This is a genomic window from Pseudomonas sp. CH61 (assembly GCF_059429415.1).
Genome location: NZ_CM182098.1, coordinates 5,958,896 through 5,979,092, shown reverse-complemented (window position 1 = coordinate 5,979,092; position 20,197 = coordinate 5,958,896). Strand labels below are relative to the sequence as shown.

The window sequence follows — 20,197 nt, the reverse complement described above, 5'->3', positions numbered from 1 at the left end:
AAACGCCGTGTTTGTGGAATTTTTCAGATCAACGAGCCAAAAGCCTCAGCCGCAGCAAAACCATAGAACAGTCCCGCGAAAGCGCCAAGCGAGGGTTTTGCAGGACGTTACCGCTTTATGGAATACCGCGATTTGCGCCGACACGCGCACTGACAATCCGTGCCGAAACCCAGCATGGACGCCCCGAGCCGACCTAGGTATGATGTCGCCCGCTGCACCAGTAGCTCAGCTGGATAGAGTACTGCCCTCCGAAGGCAGGGGTCGTGGGTTCGAATCCCGCCTGGTGCACCATTGATTTAAACGAGAAAGCCCCGGACTGTGATGGTCCGGGGCTTTTTTGTGGGCGATGCGCTGGTTCTCGAACGACGTCACTCCGTCGTCCAGTCGAACTCGTCGTAATCATCGTCGTCTTCTTCCTCCTCAACCTCCTCTTCGAAAACCTCGTCTTCATCAACGACATCCTCTTCCGGCTGATTCAGCAGAAATTCCTTACGTGCTTCAGTAATCGCGCGCCGCATCTCTTCGCCCTTCTCCGGGCAGTTGAGCAGTTGGGCGATGCGGTCAATTTTTGCTGCCACGTTGTCCTCCAGCGCATTGGCAATGCCCCGATAGTGCGCGTTTTTGCGGGGCAATGCCAAATGGCTGGTGGATCAAGTGGTCATTTTTTCCGCAACTGCTCAAGTCGGGCATCGAGATCGGCGTTCGGGTAGCGTTTGTGCAGGTTGTTGAACAGGCTGTCGGCGGCTTGCGATTGGCCGGATTCGCGCAGGCGCAGGACTTCGCGCAGTTGTGCGTCGAGGCCATTGGCCGGGGCGGTGGCGCGTTTGCTGAGTTTGGTTTCATCGGCGCTGATCGCTTGATCTTGCATCGGTGCGGCCATTTCGATCATCGGCACAGGTGCTGGCAGGGCGCCGGCCGGGGCAGACAATCGGTGCAGTTGCGCTGAGTCCGTGTCGGTCATGGGCACTGCTAGCTCGGGGGCAGGAATGTAGTCGTACTGACGCAGCGGCTCAGGAGCACGCTGGACAAGCGACAGCATCAATGCCACGCCGACGAGGCTGGCGAATGCGACTTGCCAGCGCGGTTTGCGGCAGACGTCGAGCCAGCGTTTCCACAGGCTTGGTTTCGGCGCAGGGGTTTGACGCTGCGCGGCGTTGAGGATGAACGCATCGAGGTGCGCTGGTGGTTTGGCGTTGTGCTGTTCGCGCACATGTTTGATCAGCGGATCTTCGGGTGTCTGGCGGGCGTCAGTCATGTCAGTACCTCCTCGGCCAGCAGCCGACGCAGTTTATGCTGGGCGTAGCGCAAGCGGCTTTTGACGGTTTCCAGCGGTGCTTCGGTGAGGCTGGCGATTTGTGCCAGGTCGAGGTCGCCGTGGGCGCGCAGCAGGAACACTTCGCGCTGGTCGGCGGGCAGGGTTTGCAGGGCGCTTTCCAAACGCTGGTTGTCGCGGCTGAGGCTGAGCAGTTGTTCGGGATCGTTCGCCTCGTCGCTGACGGCATGCGCTTGTTCATCATAACTGTCGTGCAGCGGTTGCTGGGCGCCATGCTTGCGCCAGTGATCGATCAGGCGATTGCGCGCGATCTGGAACAGCCATGTGCGAAATGTCGCCCGGCCTTGTGGCTGACTGGCGCTGCGAATCAGGCTCAGCCAGGTTTCCTGAAATACTTCGTCGGCCAGTTCCGGTTTGCCGCTCAAGCCGAGCAGAAACCGGTACAGGCCTTGGCGATGGCGCGCGTACAAGATCTCGAACGCGGCGCCGTCGCCCTCGCGATAACGCGCCAGCAGCGATTCATCGCTGCTGGCGGTTGAGCTGTCTGCCGAGGCAAACAGCTGACTGATGAAGCCTTTCAGACGACTCACTTATTCAATCCGTTGTTCAGTGGCCAACGCGTTCGATGCGGTTGAGTTGCGCAAGCTCTGCGCCAGTTCGACCAGTTGCACGAACTCATTGCGCAAACCGAAGCGATCATCGCCACGAGCGCCACGGGCCAGTGTCTCCGTGTCTTTCAGGCTGAAGTCGCCGGTGTAACGGCCATCCTTGAGCTGCTGGGAAAACGCGGCAACGGCAGCAGCAAAACGCAGATCCTCGCTAGCCGGCGCGGTCTGATTGGCTATCGGCCGCTCGATCAGCAGACTTTTCCCACCCTCAGGACGTTGATAACGCACACGCAGCATCGCCAATTCTCCGCTTTTCCCGGAAACAACTGGCTCCGACTTGCCGTAACGCAGCGGCTCCAGCCAGCCCTTCTCGCCCGCCGGAACAATTTCGTACAGCGCGGTCACCGTGTGTCCTGCGCCGATTTCGCCGGCATCGACTTTGTCATTGCTGAAATCCTCACGCTTCAACGCTCGGTTTTCATAGCCAAGCAGGCGATACTCGCTGACCTGTGCCGGGTTGAACTCCACCTGCAATTTGACGTTTTTTGCCACCACGGCGAGGGTCGAACTCAACTGATCCACCAGCACTTTGCGCGCCTCGCGCAGGTTGTCGATGTAGGCGTAGTTGCCCTCGCCGGCGTCGGCCAGTTGTTCCATCAAGTGTTCATTGTAGTTATCCACACCAAAACCCAGGGTCGTCAGGGAAATTCCGGTTTTGCGTTTATCCACAGCCATTTGTTTGAGGCTGTCGAAGTCGCTGACGCCGACATTGAAATCACCGTCGGTGGCCAAGAGGATGCGGTTGATGCCTTTGGGGATGAAGGCCTGCTGCGCCATTTGGTAGGCCAGGTCGATACCCGAGGCGCCAGCGGTCGAACCACCGGCGGTCAATTGTTCAATGGCCGTGCGAATTTTCGCTTTCTCGCGTCCGGAAGTCGGTTGCAGCACCACTCGCGATTCGCCGGCATACACCACCAGCGAAACGCGATCCTGATCGCGCAATTGATCGACCAGCAATTTCAGCGTGCTTTTGACCATCGGCAAGCCTTCGCGGCGATCCATCGAGCCGGAGACATCGACCAGAAACACCAGATTGGCCGGGGCCAGTTCCGCCGCGGCGCGGTCGGAAGCCTTGATGCCGATGCGCAGCAAGCGGGTGTGCGGGTTCCACGGTGAGGTCGCCAGTTCAGTGGTCACGCCAAATGGCGAGCCGTCGCTGGGCAGCGCGTAGTCGTAGGGGAAGTAATTGACCATTTCCTCCAGCCGTACCGCGCCTTCCGGCGGCAATCGGCCTTGATTGAGCAGGCGACGGACGTTGGCATAAGCGCCCGTGTCGACGTCGGCACTGAACGTTGAAACCGGGGTTTCGACGACGCTATGGATCGGGTTGTCGGCCAACGCCTGATATTGCTCGCGCTGCGTATCGCGATAGCCCTGTGGATAACTTTCACTCAACGGCATCGGCGCACCGCCCGCATTGGGCATCTTGTACAGCGCGCGTTTGGCCATTGAGGTGTCAGCCATGACCGCTTCCTGCTGAACCAGCACCTCAGGCTGCGCCGGCGCTGGCACAGCGGCGGAATCGGGTGTGGACGAAGCACCGCAACCGGCGAGCGCCAGCAACACAGCAACCGCAACAGGACGCAAGAGAGGATGAGACATGGGGGCTGACCTCGGGATGAAATTGATCATTCATCCACTGAGACGGGCAGCCCTTTCAGTTCGGGTTAAACGCCGCGAAAAAATTTCAGCGGTGATAACGCCGCACCGCACTGCTGTTACGCAGCACATGGCCTTTGATTTTTTCCATCAGCTCAGCGCGGGTCAGACCGGCCGGCAAGGCATCCGGGGCCAAATCCAGTGCGTAGATCTGGATGATGTAGTGGTGCGCACTGTCGCCCACTGGCGGGCACGGCCCCATGTAATGGGTATTGCCCTTGCTGTTGGTGCCGCCGACACCTTCGAACGCGGATTTGGCGCCGACGCCCGCGGCGATCTGGCGCGTGGTGGATTTGATGCCGTAATGAATCCAGTGATCGACGCCCAGGCCTTTCTGGCCGTCCGGGTCGTGCATGACGATCGCATAACTCTGGGTACCGGCAGGACCTGCGTTCCAGCTCAGGGCCGGCGACTGGTTCTTGCCACCGCAGCCGGCCGCATCGCTGGCCGCGGCCGAGGTGAACAGGCGGTTATCGGAAACACCCGGAATGTTCAGGGTGAAACGCTCCTGGGCCTGCGCCGGAAACTGCACGCAAAGGGTGACGGCGAGGGCCGCCAGCCAGGGGTTGAGAGAGGTCAATCGGGTCATTCCGGGAGCACCTTGTGCAGTGGGGCCGTCGTCGGCCTGCAAACTATAGCTGTACCGTTCGTGCCGTGGCAGTGGCAAATGGCTGAACCTCGCACTACCGCGCAAACTCACAAGAGAAATGCCCGCGAGGAAGCCGACCATGCCCCTGCACCGTGTCGCCTGTATTGCCGATGTCCCTGAAGACCGTGGCCTGCAAGTTGAAATCGGCGACTGCAAGATTGTGCTGTTGCGCATCGGTGAGCAGCTACGCGCCTTTCAGGGCGAATGCCCACATGCCGGCGCGCCGTTGGCTGAGGGCGCGGTGTGTCACGGACGCCTGATCTGCCCGTGGCACAAGGCTGCGTTTCGCGCGGAGGACGGCGCGTTGTGCGAACCGCCGGCGCTCGACGGCCTCAAGCGCTATCCGCTGGAACTGCGTGGTGAGGAGGTCTGGGTCGACGATCAGCCGTTGCCGGATCCGCATGCACCTCCAGCGGATGATTCGCGGACTTTTGTAATCGTCGGTGCCGGGGCGGCAGGCACCGCGTGTGCAGCGGCGCTGCGGGAAAAGGGTTTCGGTGGCCGCATCGTCATGATCGACCGCGAGGCCGATGCCGGTTACGACCGCACGGTGCTGAGCAAATTTGTCCTCGCCGGGGAAATGCCACCCGAGGAAGCGCCGCCGCTGCGAGATGAAACTTTCTATAAAGAGCAGCGCATCGAGCGACTGGAAAACCAAATCACCTCGCTGGATGCTGCAAACCAGACGTTGCATCTGAGCGACGGTCAATCCCTGCGCTATGACGCGGCCGTGCTCGCCACCGGCGGTGAACCCAATTCCTTGGAATTGCCCGGCGCCGACCTGCCGCAGGTCTTCGTCCTGCGCTCAAAAGCCCAGGCAGAGCAAATAATGAATGCCGCCAAACCCGAGCAACGCGCGGTGATCATCGGCGACAGTTTCATCGCTCTCGAATGCGCCTCGGCCCTGCGCCAATACGGCCTCGACGTCACGGTGCTGGCTCGGCACGCGATTCCTTTCGCCGCGCAATTCGGCGAAGCCGTGGGCAAAACGATTCGCACGTTGCACGAAAAGAACGGGGTGAAATTCATTACCGAACACGAGGCCACCGAGATCATCGGCGACGGCAAAGTCGAGGCGGTGCTGCTGGACAATGGCCTGCGGCTTTCTGCGGATCTGGTACTGGCCGGGATCGGTGTGCACCCGGCCACCGAAGCTTTCGCGTCACTGCCGAGGGAAAAGGATCAGTCATTGCGCGTCGATGACGGCCTGCGTGTGAGCGAAAATCTGTGGGCCATCGGCGACATCGCCACGTTCCCGTTGAACGGCCAGTTGCAACGCATCGAGCACTGGCGCCTGGCTCAACAACACGCGCGTATCGCCGCTGCCAATATGCTCGGTGGCGACGAACATTACCTCGACGTGCCGTTCTTCTGGACCTGGCATTTCGGCAAGAATTACGACTACCTTGGCCACGCTGAGCACTGGGATGAGGTGGAGTTTCTTGGCGAGCCTGAACATCCGCCATTTATTGGTCTGTTCGGTAAAAACGGTATGGTAGTTGCCGCCGTGGCTTGCGAGAAAGAAAGAGCGATGGCGTTACTCACCGAGCGCATGAGGCAACCGCTGCCGATGGAAGAGGCTTGGGAACTGATCCGCGATTAGCGGCCGATTGATCGTTCCCACGCTCCTGCGTGGGAATGCAGCCCCTGACGCTCCGCGTCACTGGACGCGGAGCGTCCCAAGAAGCATTCCCACGCGGAGCGTGGGAATGATCAATTAACGGGGAAGAGGTTCACGATTGTCATCATCTTCAGCATGCAGAAAGATCACCCGCGGGTGCTCCAGCGGTGCCAGCGGCGGTGGCAATTCTTCCTTTTGCACCGGCCAGAAATGCGTCACCACATGGCTGATGTCGCCTTCCTGATCGTTGTGAATGGTCATCACCCCGGGCGTGCGCAGTTTCTGAAAGCGGTCATCACAAAGCTTGAAGCTCTTGCTCAGCCCTTCATCGTCGATCACCGGCGACGGCAGCCTGCGCTGGGAAAAACTGCGACTCTTGCGCTGCTGATAACGCGCCCAGGAAATCAGAATCACCGCGTTGACCAAGGCAATCCACAGATAAATCTGCAGGGTGCCCAGCGCGTCGAACGCCGATTTATCGATCAGCGGCCCGCCAGCGTGAGTTTCGACCAGCGGCCACAAGCCACGGATCAGCAGAAACAGCAGGCCAACCCAGGCCAGCACGGTGAGGATCACATCGATCACTACCAGAAAGGGCCGCTGGCGAGTCCGGATGATTTTCATTTGATGACCTCCTCTTCGTCATCGCCGATCGGTTTGATGCCCCGATCAGGACTGACCCAACGCGCACGTTTCTGATGTTGGCCGAACAGCACTTTGGGGAAGCTGACCAACGTGGTCAGCAGGCTGACAAGCCAGAACACCAACGGATACCAGACCACCCAGAACATCGTGCGGCCCAACCCCGGCTCATAGCGCCGATCGATGACGATGCTGACCGCGAACTGCACCAGGCAGACGAAGGCCAGCAGCAACCCGGTAAACGCTGGTGGCATCAGGTGATCCACCGCGATGGCTTCCGGCATGACCACAAACTTGCCGACGGCCCAGAAAATCACCGACAACAGGAAGGTGAATGCCCACCCGGTCGACAGGCAGTATTCAAAGAGCAGCGGCCACAGGTAACGATGGCGGTACTGCCAGATGCCACGGATGTTTTTGAACAGCACTTCGGCCCCGCCCTGCGCCCAGCGCAGTCGTTGCTTCCATAGCCCACCGAGGGTTTCCGGCATGAGGATCCAGCACAGCGCGCGCGGCTCGTAGAAGATGCTCCAGTGATCCAGTTGCAGTTTCCAACTGATGTCGATGTCTTCGGTGATCATGTCCGGGCTCCAGTATCCGATGCGGTTCAGCGCGGTACGGCGGAATGCGACGATCACGCCGGAGACGGTAAAAATTCGCCCGAACACCCGTTGCGTTCGCTTAATGAGCCCGATGATCGACGAGAACTCGCCGACCTGCACCCGCCCGACCAGCGTCGAGCGTGTGCGAATCCGTGGGTTACCGGTCACCGCGCCGAGGCGTGCGTTATCCAGCATCGGCGCGACCAGATAAGCCGCCGTGTTCGGCGCCAGCAGCGCATCACCGTCGATGCACACCAGATACTCACTACGCGCCGCGATGGCGCCCATGCGCAGCGCGACAGCCTTGCCCTGGTTTTCCGCCAGATGCAGCACGCGCAAACGTGGATCTTCCTTGGCCAGCGCATCGAGCACTTCGGCGGTGTTGTCCTTGGAGCCGTCGTTGATCGCGATGACCTCGATGTTCGGGTAATGCTGGGCCAGCGCTGCATGGATCGTATCGGCGGCGTTGTCACCTTCGTTGTAGCAAGGGATCAGGATCGAGATCAGCGGCTCGCCTTCCAGTGGCGGCGGCAGGGTGTCGTCCTGCCACGGCCAGTGGCGCTCCCAGTGCAGCCAGAAATACAGGCCGCCGGCAATCCACAAGCCGGACATGAACAACGGGTAGAAGAACACGAAGTCCATCAGGAACTGCCCGGTCACCAGGAAGATCAGCCCCAGCGGTACGCCGAGGACGATCGCCAGAACAAGCAGGGCTAACAGTCTATCCAGCATGTTATGGATTCCATTTGTTGGAGAGTGCAGGCCTTACGGTTTTCAGGTCCGGCAGGTTGTCGAGGAAGTTGTCCGGGTAGTAACCGAAACTGGTCGCGCCCTGACGCTTGAGGCGACCCATCCAGTCCGCAATCACCGCAGCGTCAATGTCGGCCTGATCCTTTTTCGTCCAGTCGCGTGCCTGCAGCTCGAACACCGTGCGATCCAGCGCGCCGGGGCGCTTTTTGACCGTGGCCACCAGCGCTTCCAGCCACGGGCCGGACTCTGCCTGGGTCTGTTTTTCCATCAGCGGCATGGCCATCGGTGCCGTCCAGTCGTAGGTCACGAGGAAGTCATCGAGGTTCTGTGCGTACCATGCTTCGCTCTCGGGGTTGAGCATCGGCTCGGCGAAGATGTTGCGCGCGGTCTGCACTTGCGGACCGCGAATCGCACGGACTTTGGCGGTCAGCTCGTTGGTGAAGTCGATGAGGTATTGGCTCTTGAAGCGCGTCCAGCGCTGCATCGCTGCCGGATCGTCGCGCAATGCGCCAATCGAACCCGGCAAACCGTGGGCAGCGTAGGCTTTCAAGGCTTCAGGACCGGCATCTTCGAAATCCGACAGTACCGCGTCGTCGTGGTAAAGAATGCCGTTGACCGAGGTCAGGCGCGCCACGTCTTCGTAGATTTCACCGATGATCCGTCGCACTTCAGGATCGAACGGCGACAAGCGTTGGTACTGATCCGGATCCACCGAGGTGATGCCGGTTTTCGGGTCCCAACGGGTCACGCGCGGCAGTTTCGAGTCGAGACCAAAACTCAGCACCGGCATCCACGCGAAGACCTTCACGTTAGCGCGGGTACGCAGTTGCCAGGCGACGCGGTTGAAAATATCCGCACGCACCGGCAAGTGACGGTTGGGGAAGTACAGCGAATGCACCAGGCCATCGCCCTTGGGATCGGCGAAGGCTTGCAGGAACACCGTGTTGGCGCCCAAGTCAGCGATGCGCTGCACCAGTTTTCCGAGGTTGATGTCCTGCTGCGCCGGATCCGGGTCGTAAACGTTGTCCAGATCAACATGCACAACGCGCATGACGAAATCCGACTGCACGTCGACGATACTGTTGGCGAAACGCTCGCCGTCAGGATCCGAAGCGACGAGAAAGCGCGGGCTGCTCATCAGGTTGTCGAGGGCGTCGAGACCGTCTTCGAGGGTCAGGGCCATTTCGTAGCCCGCCTCGCCGACTACCGTCAGCGATGTGCCGTCCGCCGCGCCATACGGCCAGACCCAGACGCGTGGTTTGTTGCCGGTGACCTTGCGGATTTTTTCCGAGATGTTGTTCACGTCAGTGCGGATCCGCGCCTGGAAATCAGCCTCGGATTCATAACGCTTGGTCACTGGATCATAACGCCGGGTGGCCGCCGCAGGCTGCAGGTTGCCCTGCGGGTTGGCCAGAATACCTTTGTGATTGGCGTCGGTGTGAGCCGCGATTTCCACCAGCCCGGAGCGTGAGATTTCGCGGATCTGATCCCAGGTCAGAAAGTCGGAACGCGCACGCGGAGCACCGGCGAAATCCACCGGTTGATTGAGTGGCGTGTCGATCCAGCTGCCGACCGGCGCCAGCAAGGCATGCCAGTTATAGGCGCGCAGCACCGGCAGTACGCGGGTGTAGAAACTCGAATAACCGTCGTCGAAGCTGAGCAGGATTGCTTTCGCCGGTAGCTCCGGACCACCCTTGCGCGCGGCCATGATCTGGTCGACGGTGACCGGTTTGTAGCCGTTCTCGCGTAGCCACGCGAGTTGCTCGATCATGCGCTCGGTGCGCACCGCAACTACGGCCTGATCAGGATCGCGGTCTTCGACGTCGTGATAGGCAATGCCGAGCACGTGATTTTTCGGCCAGGGTTTTTCGCTGGCCGCCAGCGGACGCTCGGACGGCGGCGCGAAGGCCGGGGCTTGCTGGGCGCAGGCGCTGATCAGCAGCGCTCCCAGCAGAAGGATGAAACGCGAAATCAAAGGCATCTTCAAACTCTTCTAGAAGCGGAAAGTGAGGTCGACGAGCAGACGCAGATCGGTCTCCCGATCACCGTCGTAGGGCCGGTTGATCACACTGAGCAAACCGCCCACCTCGAACACGTCGTTCCAGGCATAACGCTGGCCGTAACCGAGCAGGGCCATGCCGCCGGTGCCGTGCTCACGCTGGCTGTACGTTCCCGCGCCAGCCTGGAATTGTTGGCTCCAGGCCGTTTCGTAGCGGTGGTAGAGCACGTGATTGACGTTGACCAGCGGCATCACGCTGAAGTCGGATTTGGGGTTGAAGTACGGCACATCATCAGACTTGGAGTTGTGGCTGGTGCCGACTTCCAGACCGGCGTCGACCTGCACGTTCGGCGCGCTGTAGACGCCCTCGCGACCGGTGAGCAACGCTTCGACGCGGTTGTTGCCGTCGCTGAAGTGCGACGGGCTTACCGACAGGCGCCACTCGCGGCTTTCGTTGGCGCGCCAGCGAATGAAACCGCTGCCGCCATTGGCTTTGATGTCGCTGTTGAGCGCGCGCAATGGTGTCTCGGCCGAGAGGTATTCGAGGCTGCCGCCGTACTGCCAGTGATCGTTGATGTCGCGAGCGATCGCCAGACGCGCGCCTTGTTTGTCGCCGAAACCGTAATCGTGATTGGACACTTCCGCTTCGAGGGTCATGTCGCGGGTGCGGCGTTCCAGGCCAACACGCTGAAAGCGGTGGTGCCCGGTGCCTTCGGCGAAGTCACCGGTGGCATACCCGACCCCGGCGAACACGCGCCAGTCTTCATCGATCGGCGGGCTGTACAGGGTGGTCTGGATGCCAAAATCGCGGCTGCCACTGACGGCTCCGGCATCGCCGCTACCGCCACCATTGGCCTTGCCGCCGTAGGCTTCGACGCGCAGCTCGGACATGTCATGCACTTCGCGCTCACGGGCCAGACGCTGTACCTGGCGGTTATCCGGATAGCGTGCGACGACGTCGTCGGTCAGCGCATCCATTTGCCGCCATTCCTGTAATTCCATCGCGGTGTGGGCCTGGCCAATTTCCAGGCCCATGGCGCGTGGCACCATGCTCTCGGTTTCCTTGAGCTGCATTTCTGCGCGGCGCGGCCAGTTGCGGGCCAGGTACAAATCGGCCTGAGCCAGACGCAAACCGACGTTACCCGGCGCTTGATCGACCAAGGTCTGCAAACGCTCCTCACCGTGGGGCAAGTCAGCGCTGTAAGTGCCGGCCTGCGCAGCCAGTTGCTGGGCGTCCATCCATTCATCGTTGGGGTTGCCGATGGGCAGCCCTTTGAGTTCGACACGCGGACGCTGGGACTTGGCGGCGTCCTCGGCGACTTTGCGCGCCTCATCAGCGCGGTCGCTTTCCAGCAGCGAGTAGTACAGCGCAGTGGTGTCTACGAGTCGGTCGCCGACATCGGCATCCGGCGCCGCCAGCACTTGACGATACAAGTCCGTGGCGATTTCCGGCTGACGTTGATCCAGATACGACGCCGCTACCCAACGCAGGGCGTAAGTCGGAATCTTCACGCCTTCGGCTTGCAGCTTCTGGTATTCAGTGATGACGTCGGCGGTGCGCGCCCGGGCCTTGAGCGCGCCCATGCGGTCGATGCGCCAGCGAATCACGTCGTCGTGAGCCGTGGCGTCCGGTGTCCAGGTGGCGAGCAGTTTGTCGTAGTCGGCCAGTGCGCGGTCGGCGATGACGTAGCGTTCTTTTTCACTGCGGGTGGCGAGTTCGGCGAGACGCACGCGCTCGGCGGCCAGATCACCTTCGAGGCGACGCAACGTGACCGGATCGATCAACCCCGGACGCTGATTGGCCAGACGCAGCGCCGGTTCCGGCAAACGCGCCTTTTGCAGAGCAACCACGTATTCGCGAGCGACTTCCGGCTTGCTGCCGGCGCGCTTGAAGGCCTGATCGTATTCGAACAGGGCATCGTAAGGTTTGTTGTCACGGGTCAGGGCGTAGCCCAAGGCGAGACGGCGCGACGGATCATCAGGTTTGGCCGCCACCAGCGCTTTGGCGCGGATCACCGCTTCGTCGGGTTTGCCGGCATCCGCCTGGGTCAGGGCCAGGCCCAATTGCAGGTCGGCGTTATCCGGTTCCAGCGCCAAGGCCTTGTTGTAGACCTGCGTGGCTTGATCCCAACGCTTGAGGTTGCGATAGGCACGGGCAGTGGCGGTCAGCGCCTGCACCGGCAGCACGCGGTCGCGGCCCTGGGTTTCATAGACCTGCACCACTTCGGCGTCGAGTCCGGCCCAACTGGCGATCTGCAGGTGATCGCTGATCTGCCCGGTGGTCGACTGGCCGGGCGGCACCTGACGCAAGATCGTCAGTGCGGGCGTGGTTTGCCCGGCACGGGCGTCGCGCACCATCTGATCGTAGGGTGTATCGGCAAACGCCAGCGCCGGCCAGAGCAATTGGCTGCACAGCGCGACTCGAAACAAAGGGCGTAAACCACGATGTAATACGGGAACATCAATCCGCGGCATTCGTCAGCATCCTTACATGGCCAGCCGGGTCGCAATGCCCTCCTTGCCCTTTCGTAACGGTGGCCGCCAATGCAGATGCAACGGCCAAGCTTAGTCAGGCAGTTTTGCACGCAAGCGCAGACCGATCTCCGGAACACAATAATTGTTCAGAATCGTGCTGGCGGTTCAGCCGAAAACCCGAACGCCAGACAGCAAAACGCCCGGCGTCTGTGCGATACAGAGGCCGGGCGTTGCTATCAAGAACGCAGAATTACTGCACTTGCGTGACGCCGGCGAACTTGCTCATCAGGAAGCCGATGAACTGCTCGACGGTCATCTTCTGGCCGTTGAATTCGACCTGATTGGCGGCGTAATGCAGCTTGGTCACCACGTTGCTGCCGTCGACGACTGCCAACTGCGAACCGACGGCCATGCCGGCGAACATGTCGGCCGCTTCCTTGGATTGATCGACGATGGCTTTGGCATCGGTCTGACCATCCAGCTGTGCCTGCACGCTGAGCAGATCGACCAGCATCGGCTTGGACACCTGGATATTCAGATCCAGCAATGCGATCAGTTGTTTGCCCAGTTGATCCGGCGGCAAGTCCATCGATTGCGGCTTGGTCAGGTCGATCACCAGATTGGCTTTGCTCTCGCCGTTGGCGGTGTTGAACGAGAGGTTTTCCAACGCAAACTGCGGGCCGGCAGCCAGCAGTTTTTGCAGGTCGGCTTTGACCTGGGCGTTTTCCGCTTCGGTGAGGTTCAGCTCCGGCGCTGGCAAGCCTTGGGCTGCGGCTTCGGCGGCGGCTTTTTCGTACGGCTGCAATTTGGTCTGGTAGACCTGCATCAGCGACATGGTCGAAGGGATATCGAGGTTCTTCAGGCTCATGGCCATGTTCGCCGAACCGATTTTCTTGTCGTTGAGGCTGACTTCGCCAACCTTATAGTCCGCACGGCCCGAGGCATTGCTGCCGTTTTCTTCGGTGAGGTTCTTCATTTCGAAGTTCTTCACGCCAAGCACCGATTGCTTGGTGCCGAAGGTGGTTTTGCTGTTGGTCAGCACCAGGGTGTTTTCCCCGGTGTAGTAGCCGTAGCTGCTCTTGGCGAGGTTGCTGGCCAGGGTCAGACCGTTGAGTTCGACCTGCACCGGAGCCTGATCTTCAGCAACGGTGACCAGTTTCAGGTTGTCCATGTAGCCGTCCGCCTTGACCTTCTGCGCTTTGGCGTTGGCAGAAATGTTCATGGTCAGGCCGGAAAACTTCAGACTCGACTGCTCATCCAGTGCAGTTTCGAACGGCAGCAGATCGAGGGTGCTGGTGGTGGATTCGTCGTAGCCGATGCTGGTCACGCCTTTGAGCGGCGCGGCGCCCTTGGTGGCGGCGAACCATTTTTCGGTGGCCGGATTCTTTTCCAGCTCATAGTTGCTGGTGGCCATGACCGGCAGCCATTTCAGCGAAACCAGACGCGAGAACGGCAGCGGGCCATGTTCGATGTGATCAACGAACAGCAGTTCGACCGGTGCATCGCCGAACATCTCGCCTTCACCTTTGAGGCGGTAGTGCGCGGTGCTGGTGAAGGTGTGGCGCTCCAGCGACACCAGCTCCAGCGATGCAGTGCCGTTGGAGCCGGCCATCGCGGTTTGCAGCTCTTGGTTGGCGTTGCTGACGGCGTTGTTGAGCACGCCTTCGATCTTGGTCCCGGTGTACCAGGCCCCGCCTGCGCTGATCGCGCCGATGGCAACAACAATTCCGAGAAGCACGCCTGCTGATTTATTCATGAATGACCTGATCGATTTCCGTGGCTGTGAGTGTCGTCGTCTTCCCTGAACCCGTGACCGGGTCGCGGCTCGACTCCGCTGAATTCAGCGGTGGAGATTAGCACCGGGCGCGCAAGGTGGCCCAATGTTTAAAGGTTAAAGAGTGTCTATGGGGAGAGTGGACAGTCGCTAGGCTGGAAGAGTTTCGCTGTTTTTCAGTCCGCCTTCGCGAGCAGGCTCGCTCCCACAAGGACAACGCTGTACCTGTGGGAGCGAGCCTGCTCGCGAAGGGGCCAGATGATTCAGCAGAAAATCAGGAATACTGAACCTCAATCTCATCCAGTTGATGATCAAAGCTTTTCAGCCGCGCGGTCCAGGTGTACACCAGCACTTCGAAGTCCCGATCGATCACCGCCCCGCCCGCCCCGTCGGCGCGCGGATCGCAGAAATCCAGTTGATAGCGTTCACGGGCCATCGCTGTGGCGACATCGGATAATTCGCGGGCATTGTTGAGCCAGTGCCAGCCCTCGCCATCAATCTGCTTGTCGAGTTCCAGGCACTGCTTTTTCAGCGCTTCGAGGCTCTTTTCCAACGGCGTGCCGGTGAGTTCGCCCATGACTTCGGCGAAGGTTCGCCCCGGCTGCCAGTAACTGCCCCAGAAATACCGGTCGAACACGGTTTCGACCCGGCGCAGAGCGACTTTGGTGTCCCAGATCAGCACCAGAGTCTTGCCCTGTTCAAGTTGCCGTTTCTTGACACGCTGCACCTGGATCGACGCCCACGCCACGACGACGATTGCCATGACCGCGATCAGCGCGACGGCGCTGTCGAGGAAGACCATGGCCTTGTCGATCTGGTGAGCCAGCATGATGCCGTAGAAATAAGTGGCCGAGAGCAGCAACAACGCTACCAAGGCGCACCAGAAGCCGAGAGCGTAAGGGTTTTTCATTATTGGTTTCCCCTAGACCAGCGCTAGCAATGTGCGCTGAAGGGGCGCTTTGCACGGGGCGCCCCTTCAACACTTCAAAGCATAGCAACGGCCTCAGGGTTTGCCGGGGCTTGCAGCGTTCGTTCGTCCGCTTTCCCAACCACCGCCCAAGGCGAGGAACAAATCGATCTGGCTCATCGCAACCTGGGTGTTGGCGGCGGCCAATTGCGCGGTGACGTCGGTGTAGGTGCGCGTTGCTTGCAGGTCAGCGAGGAACGACTCGCGGCCGGCCTGGAAGAAGCGGTGAGTCTGGTCGGCGGCCAGTTTCGCCGACTGCTCGGCATCGGCCAGCGCATCGCGGCGTTGCAACAGCGCGCTGTACTGGGCCAGACCGGTCTGGGTTTCGCGAATGGCGTTGAGCACCACGCCGTCGAAGTGCGCCAGTGCGCCTTGGGTGCTGGCTTCAGCCTCGCGGATACGCGCACGGGCGCCGTTGGTCGGCACTTTCCAGCTCAGCGATGGGCCAAAGCCCCAGCGGTTGGTCGACGGATCACCCAGGTCATCGATGAGACCAACAGTGCCGATGGTCGCGCCGATACTGATGTCCGGATACAACTCGCCCGTGGCGACGCCGATCCCGGCGGTCGAAGAGGCCAGACGACGTTCGGCCTGGCGAATGTCCGGGCGACGTTTGAGCAGCGCAGCGCCATCGCCTACCGGCACCAACTGGGCGATTTTCGGCAACTCGGCGCAGGTCGCGGTGCCGGCGGGCAACTGATCAACCGGTTTCGCCAACAACATCGACAAACGGAACAGCCCGGCCTGACGCGCGGCCTCATAACGCGGCAAGTCGGCGCGCAGGGATTTGAACTGGGTTTGCGAACGGGTGACCTGGGTTTCGTCACCACGACCGGCGTCGCGCAGTCGCTGGATCAGCGTGGTGCTTTGCGATTGCAGGTCGAGAGAGTGCTGGGCGATCTCCCGTTCTTCGTTGGCCGCGCAGACTTGGGTGTAAGCGCGAACAACATCCGCCACCAAGGTGATCCGCGCCGTGTCTGCCGCGGCCTGGGTCGCGTCGGCATTGGCCTTTGCGCCTTCGATGCCACGCTGCAAGGTGCCCCACAGATCGAACTGATAAGAAGCGCTGATGCCGATGTCGCCGACGTTATCGACCGGGACTTTTTCCGGCAGCAAGAATGCCTGACCAGACTCTTGCAAACGCTGCGCGCCCATCTTCACACCTGCGCTCCAGCCGCCCGCGGCTTCGGCCTCATCGACCTGAGCGCGAGCCCGTTGCAGGTTCGCCGCCGCGACGCGCAAATCGGTGTTGGAGGCCATGGCCTGCTGCACCAGTTGATCCAGCCGCGCATCTTTATACAGCCGCCACCAGTCCGCCGGCACCGGCGCCGAAACTACAGGTTTGCCGGCCACGGCCAGTTCACCCTGAAAATCCTTGCGCTGCACCGCCGCATCCTCAGGCACGTGATAGTCCGGCCCGACCATCTGACAGGCCGAGAGCATCACGCCCAACCCGGCGATCATCAGCGCCCTGCTCATTGCGCGGGCTCCTGCTTTTTATCGTCGATTTTTGCGTCATCGATAATGGATACCGTGGCAGTGCGCCCGGCGATCATGCGGAAGTCTTCCGGCACATCGTCAAAGGCAATCCGCACCGGAATCCGCTGCGCCAGCCGCACCCAGCTGAACGCCGGGTTGACGTTCGGCAACAGGTTGCTGCCGCTGGTACGGTCACGGTCTTCGATACCAGCGACGATGCTTTCGACATGCCCACGCAGTTTGGCGCGGTCGCCGATTACACGAATATCCACCGACTGGCCAACATGAATGCCGTCGAGTTTGGTCTCTTCGAAATAGCCGTCAATGTGAAACGAATTACTGTCGACCACCGACAGCACCGGACGCCCGGCGGTAACGAATTCCTGTGGACGCGGCGCGCGGTCGTTGACGTAACCGTCCACCGGGCTGCGAATCACTGAGCGGTCGAGGTTGAGCTGAGCGCTGTCCACGGTGACCATGGCTTCGGCCAGTGCCGATTGCGCGCGAGCGACCTTCGACTGGCTTTCTTCCAATTGCTCAGCCGGTACGAGGTTGCCGAGGCCACGGTTACGTTTGGCTTCGCGCTGGGCCTGGGCGAGGGTTTCTTCGCGATCGGCGACAGCCGCTTTGGCCTGACGCAGGGCCAGTTTGAAGCGATCCTGGTCGATGCTGAACAGCACCTGGCCACGCTTGATCAACTGGTTGTCTTTCACTTCAACCTGTTGGATCAACCCGGAAACGTCCGGAGCGATCTGGATGATGTCGGCGCGAATGTGGCCGTCACGGGTCCACGGCGCAAACATGTAATACATCACCATGCGCCAGACGAGAACAACGGCAAAAGTCACGATCAGCAGGGTCAGTACCACGCGACCGATGGTCAAAAACGGTTTTTTCATGTCATCAGGTATCGACTGAGTGAGTCCACGCCGTACAGCAGTACCGCGTAGAGGGCCACGTTGAACAATGCCCGGTGCCAGACCAGACGGTAAAAGTGCACGCGCGTAAGCACGGCATGCACCAGCAAAAACAGCACATAAGTGATGCCCATCAACACCAGCAGGGTCGGCAGGAAAATGCCGCTGATGTCCAGATCACCGATCATAGGGGCGCTCCATCGGGCAGCGGTTCTTCGGAGTCGGCACTGGAGACGAATTCGACGCCGGGCAACAACGCCAGACGCAAACCGCTCAAGGCATGCAACAGGTTCAGACGGGTTTCATCGTCGCCGTGGCCATTGAGTGCGCGACGAGTGCGATCGAGGGTCATCAGCAACGGCGCTGGCGCCGGCAAGCGTTCGCCAGCCTTGAGGCAAGCGCGGAAATACTCGCCGACTTCACTGACCACTTGCTGCAACAGCGCGTTCGGCGCGCCGGTCACCCGTGGGGTATAGGCGAGCAAATCGAGCAGGTTCAGGCCCACACGCACTTCGCGCATGGCAATGCCGGTGTCCTGGCCGGTCAGGGCCAGACGCGGCAGGTGCTGCATCAGTCGATCGAGCAACTGCACGCCCAATTTGCGGTGTTCGGCAAGGTTGGCCGGCTCGGTCATGTCGACGATGTCTTTCCAGCTGAAACGCGTCAGGCGTTTGGCCGCCAGTTCGGCACCGAAAGGGCGTGCAACCAGCGTCCAGATAAACGCGAACAACAGCCCTAACGGACCCGCGAGGTTGGAGTTCACGAAGGCAAAAAAGTCCGCGTCGTAAGCCCCCTGAATACTGATGAATGAGGAGGTGTTGACCAGCGTCAGCAGCATGCCGAGGAAGAACCGCGGCTGCACCGTCAACGTGCCGACGCAGATGAACGGAATGGAAAACGCCAGCACCAGCATCGGGAAGTCATGCAGGTTGGGCAGTATCAGAAACAGATAAAGGCTGGCGAACAAAACCGACATGCCGGTCCAGAAAAAGAACCGGTAAATCTGCGGTGCCGGGTCGTCCATCGAGGCGAAGAAGCTACAGGCCACCGCGGCGAGAATCACCGCGCTGCCGCCGTCCGGCCAGCCGAGCAGAATCCACAGCACCGAGGCAGTGATGATCGCCAGAACGGTCGAGGCCGCCGAGTAGAGCATCAGCCCACGATCGATAAACGGGGTGAGCCGACCCAGGCGCCAGTGGCGATAAACCGCGCGCCAGCTGTCCTGGCGTTCGCAAAGAATCGCGTCCTGCAAACTGCGGCAGTCTTGCCACAGATCGATGAATTCGCCGAGGCGATAAATCGAATTTGAGAACAGCAACTGCCTGCGATCCTCAAGTGCCTCGATGCTCGGCTGCTGGGCTTCGAGCTGATCTTTCAGGGCTTGCCAGCGATCGAGATCGGCGTCCTGATGAGCGAGCCATTCGCGGGTCGCGGCCAGCAGCGGTGCGAATTTTTCCACCAGTTCCGGCGTGCGCCGTTCGAGGGCGTAGAGCGAATCTTCCAGCGCATCGATCACCGGCAACAGATGAATCATGCGCCCGCGCAATTCCTTGGTGTTGCGCACGGTTTGCGGTCGCGCGCCTTCGTGGGGCAACTGGCCGATCATCAATTCGAGGCTGTTGAAGTTGGCAACCATGGCCATGCGCAGCGCAGTGACTTCTTCGGGCTGCACATCGCGGCTGAGGAATTTCAGGCTGTAGGTCGTCGCGTCGGCGAACCACTTGCTCACCGCGTCGTTGAACACTGGCGCCAAGCGACGCGGCCAGAACATCGCACCAACCACGGCGGCGACAGCGATGCCGAGGAAAATCTCTTCGGTCCGCGCTTCCGCCACGTCCCACACCGCCAGCGGGTTATCCACCACCGGCAAGGCAATCAGCGGCAGGGTGTAACCGGCGAGCATCAATGCATAGTTGTTGGCCGTGCGCAGTTGCAGGGACAGGAACAACAAAATCCCCGTCCACAGCGCGATGACCACCACCAGCACATACGGGCTCTGAACAAACATCGGCACGAAAAAAACCGCCGCTGCGGCACCGAGAAAAGTACCGATGGCACGGTACAACGCCTTGGAACTGGTCGGTCCAAGAAACGGGCTGGAAACGATATACACCGTGGCCATCGCCCAATACGGACGCGGCATTTGCATGAGCAAGGCGATGTATAGCGCAATCATCGACGCTGCAAAAGTCCGCACCCCGTAGAACCAGTCGCGGGCCGGCGGAATGCCGGAGAAAAAACCGTTCAAGAATTAACCACCCATGGCGGGTTGGCCGCCTCAAAAGCTCTGAGTACCCGAAGCGTAGCTTCCAGATCGCTTTGCTCGATGCCTTCGAGCACCTCATGACGCAAGCGCACCAGTTCGATCTCGACAGCCTGCACCAGTTCACGCCCGGTGTCGGTCAGGCTCAGGCATTTGGCGCGGCGATCCTGGGCATCTTCGGTGCGGCAGACGTAGCCGGAATGGCACAACTGATCGAGCAGACGCACCAGCGACGGACTCTCCATCCCGGCCGCCTGCGCCACTTGCACCTGGCGCACGCCCTCGCCCAAGCGGCCGATCATCAACAGCGGCACGGCGCAGGCTTCGGAGATTCCGTAGTTGACCAGCGTGGTCTGGCAGATCTTCCGCCAATGCCTGGCGGCAACCACCATGGCACTGCTGATGTTCATCTGGAGAGCGTCGAGTTCGTTCGGCACGGGGAAATGCACACTGTTAGTT

Annotated in this window: 17 protein-coding genes and 1 tRNA gene; 2 read left to right on the top strand and 16 right to left on the bottom strand. The window is 60.7% G+C overall.

Annotated features, from left to right (window positions below; genetic code table 11):
- Window positions 1–214 precede the first annotated feature (214 nt).
- Window positions 215–291, top strand: a tRNA-Arg gene (locus AC5SEM_RS26920).
- Between the two features lie 77 nt (window positions 292–368).
- On the opposite strand, the gene AC5SEM_RS26915 is transcribed toward AC5SEM_RS26920, so the two are convergent.
- The 5 genes from AC5SEM_RS26915 to AC5SEM_RS26895 form a co-directional block, all read right to left on the bottom strand.
- Window positions 369–638: a hypothetical protein gene (locus AC5SEM_RS26915; protein WP_259698349.1), complete on the bottom strand. Its 270-nt coding sequence runs from the start codon at window positions 636–638 to the stop codon at window positions 369–371.
- Window positions 639–658: 20 nt separating this feature from the next.
- Entirely contained in the window at window positions 659–1,255 is a 597-nt protein-coding gene (locus tag AC5SEM_RS26910; RefSeq protein ID WP_495471641.1) for a hypothetical protein, read from the bottom strand.
- Window positions 1,252–1,833 (bottom strand): RNA polymerase sigma factor, encoded by a 582-nt coding sequence (locus tag AC5SEM_RS26905; RefSeq protein ID WP_034151939.1) that lies wholly within the window; start codon window positions 1,831–1,833, stop codon window positions 1,252–1,254. Before AC5SEM_RS26905 ends, AC5SEM_RS26910 begins: the two co-directional genes overlap by 4 nt.
- A 30-nt stretch (window positions 1,834–1,863) precedes the next feature.
- Window positions 1,864–3,543, bottom strand: a complete 1,680-nt coding sequence (locus AC5SEM_RS26900) for a vWA domain-containing protein (RefSeq protein WP_495471640.1) — start codon at window positions 3,541–3,543, stop codon at window positions 1,864–1,866.
- A gap of 85 nt (window positions 3,544–3,628) precedes the next feature.
- Window positions 3,629–4,189: a YbhB/YbcL family Raf kinase inhibitor-like protein gene (locus AC5SEM_RS26895; protein ID WP_077570099.1), complete on the bottom strand. Its 561-nt coding sequence runs from the start codon at window positions 4,187–4,189 to the stop codon at window positions 3,629–3,631.
- Window positions 4,190–4,328: 139 nt separating this feature from the next.
- Here AC5SEM_RS26895 and AC5SEM_RS26890 point away from each other — a divergent pair, with 139 nt between their 5' ends.
- Window positions 4,329–5,852 (top strand): FAD-dependent oxidoreductase, encoded by a 1,524-nt coding sequence (locus AC5SEM_RS26890; RefSeq protein ID WP_495471639.1) that lies wholly within the window; start codon window positions 4,329–4,331, stop codon window positions 5,850–5,852.
- A 114-nt stretch (window positions 5,853–5,966) separates the two neighbouring features.
- On the opposite strand, the gene pgaD is transcribed toward AC5SEM_RS26890, so the two are convergent.
- From pgaD to AC5SEM_RS26835, 11 genes are all read right to left on the bottom strand, one after another.
- Window positions 5,967–6,494 (bottom strand): poly-beta-1,6-N-acetyl-D-glucosamine biosynthesis protein PgaD, encoded by a 528-nt coding sequence (gene pgaD, locus AC5SEM_RS26885; protein ID WP_495471638.1) that lies wholly within the window; start codon window positions 6,492–6,494, stop codon window positions 5,967–5,969.
- A complete protein-coding gene (pgaC, locus tag AC5SEM_RS26880) occupies window positions 6,491–7,846 on the bottom strand; it encodes a poly-beta-1,6-N-acetyl-D-glucosamine synthase (protein WP_495471637.1) in 1,356 nt (451 codons plus the stop codon). Before pgaC ends, pgaD begins: the two co-directional genes overlap by 4 nt.
- 1 nt (window position 7,847) lies before the next feature.
- A complete protein-coding gene (gene pgaB / locus AC5SEM_RS26875; RefSeq protein ID WP_137219069.1) occupies window positions 7,848–9,845 on the bottom strand; it encodes a poly-beta-1,6-N-acetyl-D-glucosamine N-deacetylase PgaB in 1,998 nt (665 codons plus the stop codon).
- Between the two features lie 12 nt (window positions 9,846–9,857).
- Window positions 9,858–12,338, bottom strand: a complete 2,481-nt coding sequence (gene pgaA, locus AC5SEM_RS26870; protein ID WP_495471636.1) for a poly-beta-1,6 N-acetyl-D-glucosamine export porin PgaA — start codon at window positions 12,336–12,338, stop codon at window positions 9,858–9,860.
- A gap of 250 nt (window positions 12,339–12,588) precedes the next feature.
- The gene (locus tag AC5SEM_RS26865; protein WP_495471635.1) at window positions 12,589–14,094 is read right to left on the bottom strand and encodes a YdgA family protein; all 1,506 of its coding nucleotides are present in this window, start codon (window positions 14,092–14,094) and stop codon (window positions 12,589–12,591) included.
- Between the two features lie 292 nt (window positions 14,095–14,386).
- Complete coding sequence (locus AC5SEM_RS26860; protein ID WP_495471634.1) at window positions 14,387–15,022, bottom strand: NADH:ubiquinone oxidoreductase subunit N; 636 nt, start codon at window positions 15,020–15,022, stop codon at window positions 14,387–14,389.
- A 93-nt stretch (window positions 15,023–15,115) separates the two neighbouring features.
- On the bottom strand, window positions 15,116–16,558 hold the full coding sequence (locus AC5SEM_RS26855) for an efflux transporter outer membrane subunit (protein ID WP_495471633.1): 1,443 nt from the start codon (window positions 16,556–16,558) through the stop codon (window positions 15,116–15,118).
- Window positions 16,555–17,457 (bottom strand): efflux RND transporter periplasmic adaptor subunit, encoded by a 903-nt coding sequence (locus tag AC5SEM_RS26850; protein ID WP_137219072.1) that lies wholly within the window; start codon window positions 17,455–17,457, stop codon window positions 16,555–16,557. Before AC5SEM_RS26850 ends, AC5SEM_RS26855 begins: the two co-directional genes overlap by 4 nt.
- Window positions 17,454–17,663, bottom strand: a complete 210-nt coding sequence (locus AC5SEM_RS26845) for a DUF1656 domain-containing protein (protein WP_007917703.1) — start codon at window positions 17,661–17,663, stop codon at window positions 17,454–17,456. Before AC5SEM_RS26845 ends, AC5SEM_RS26850 begins: the two co-directional genes overlap by 4 nt.
- Window positions 17,660–19,723, bottom strand: a complete 2,064-nt coding sequence (locus tag AC5SEM_RS26840) for an FUSC family protein (RefSeq protein WP_212620649.1) — start codon at window positions 19,721–19,723, stop codon at window positions 17,660–17,662. Before AC5SEM_RS26840 ends, AC5SEM_RS26845 begins: the two co-directional genes overlap by 4 nt.
- The gene (locus tag AC5SEM_RS26835) at window positions 19,720–20,148 is read right to left on the bottom strand and encodes a MarR family winged helix-turn-helix transcriptional regulator (protein ID WP_038367319.1); all 429 of its coding nucleotides are present in this window, start codon (window positions 20,146–20,148) and stop codon (window positions 19,720–19,722) included. The genes AC5SEM_RS26840 and AC5SEM_RS26835 overlap by 4 nt, the downstream gene beginning before the upstream one ends.
- Window positions 20,149–20,197 lie beyond the last annotated feature (49 nt).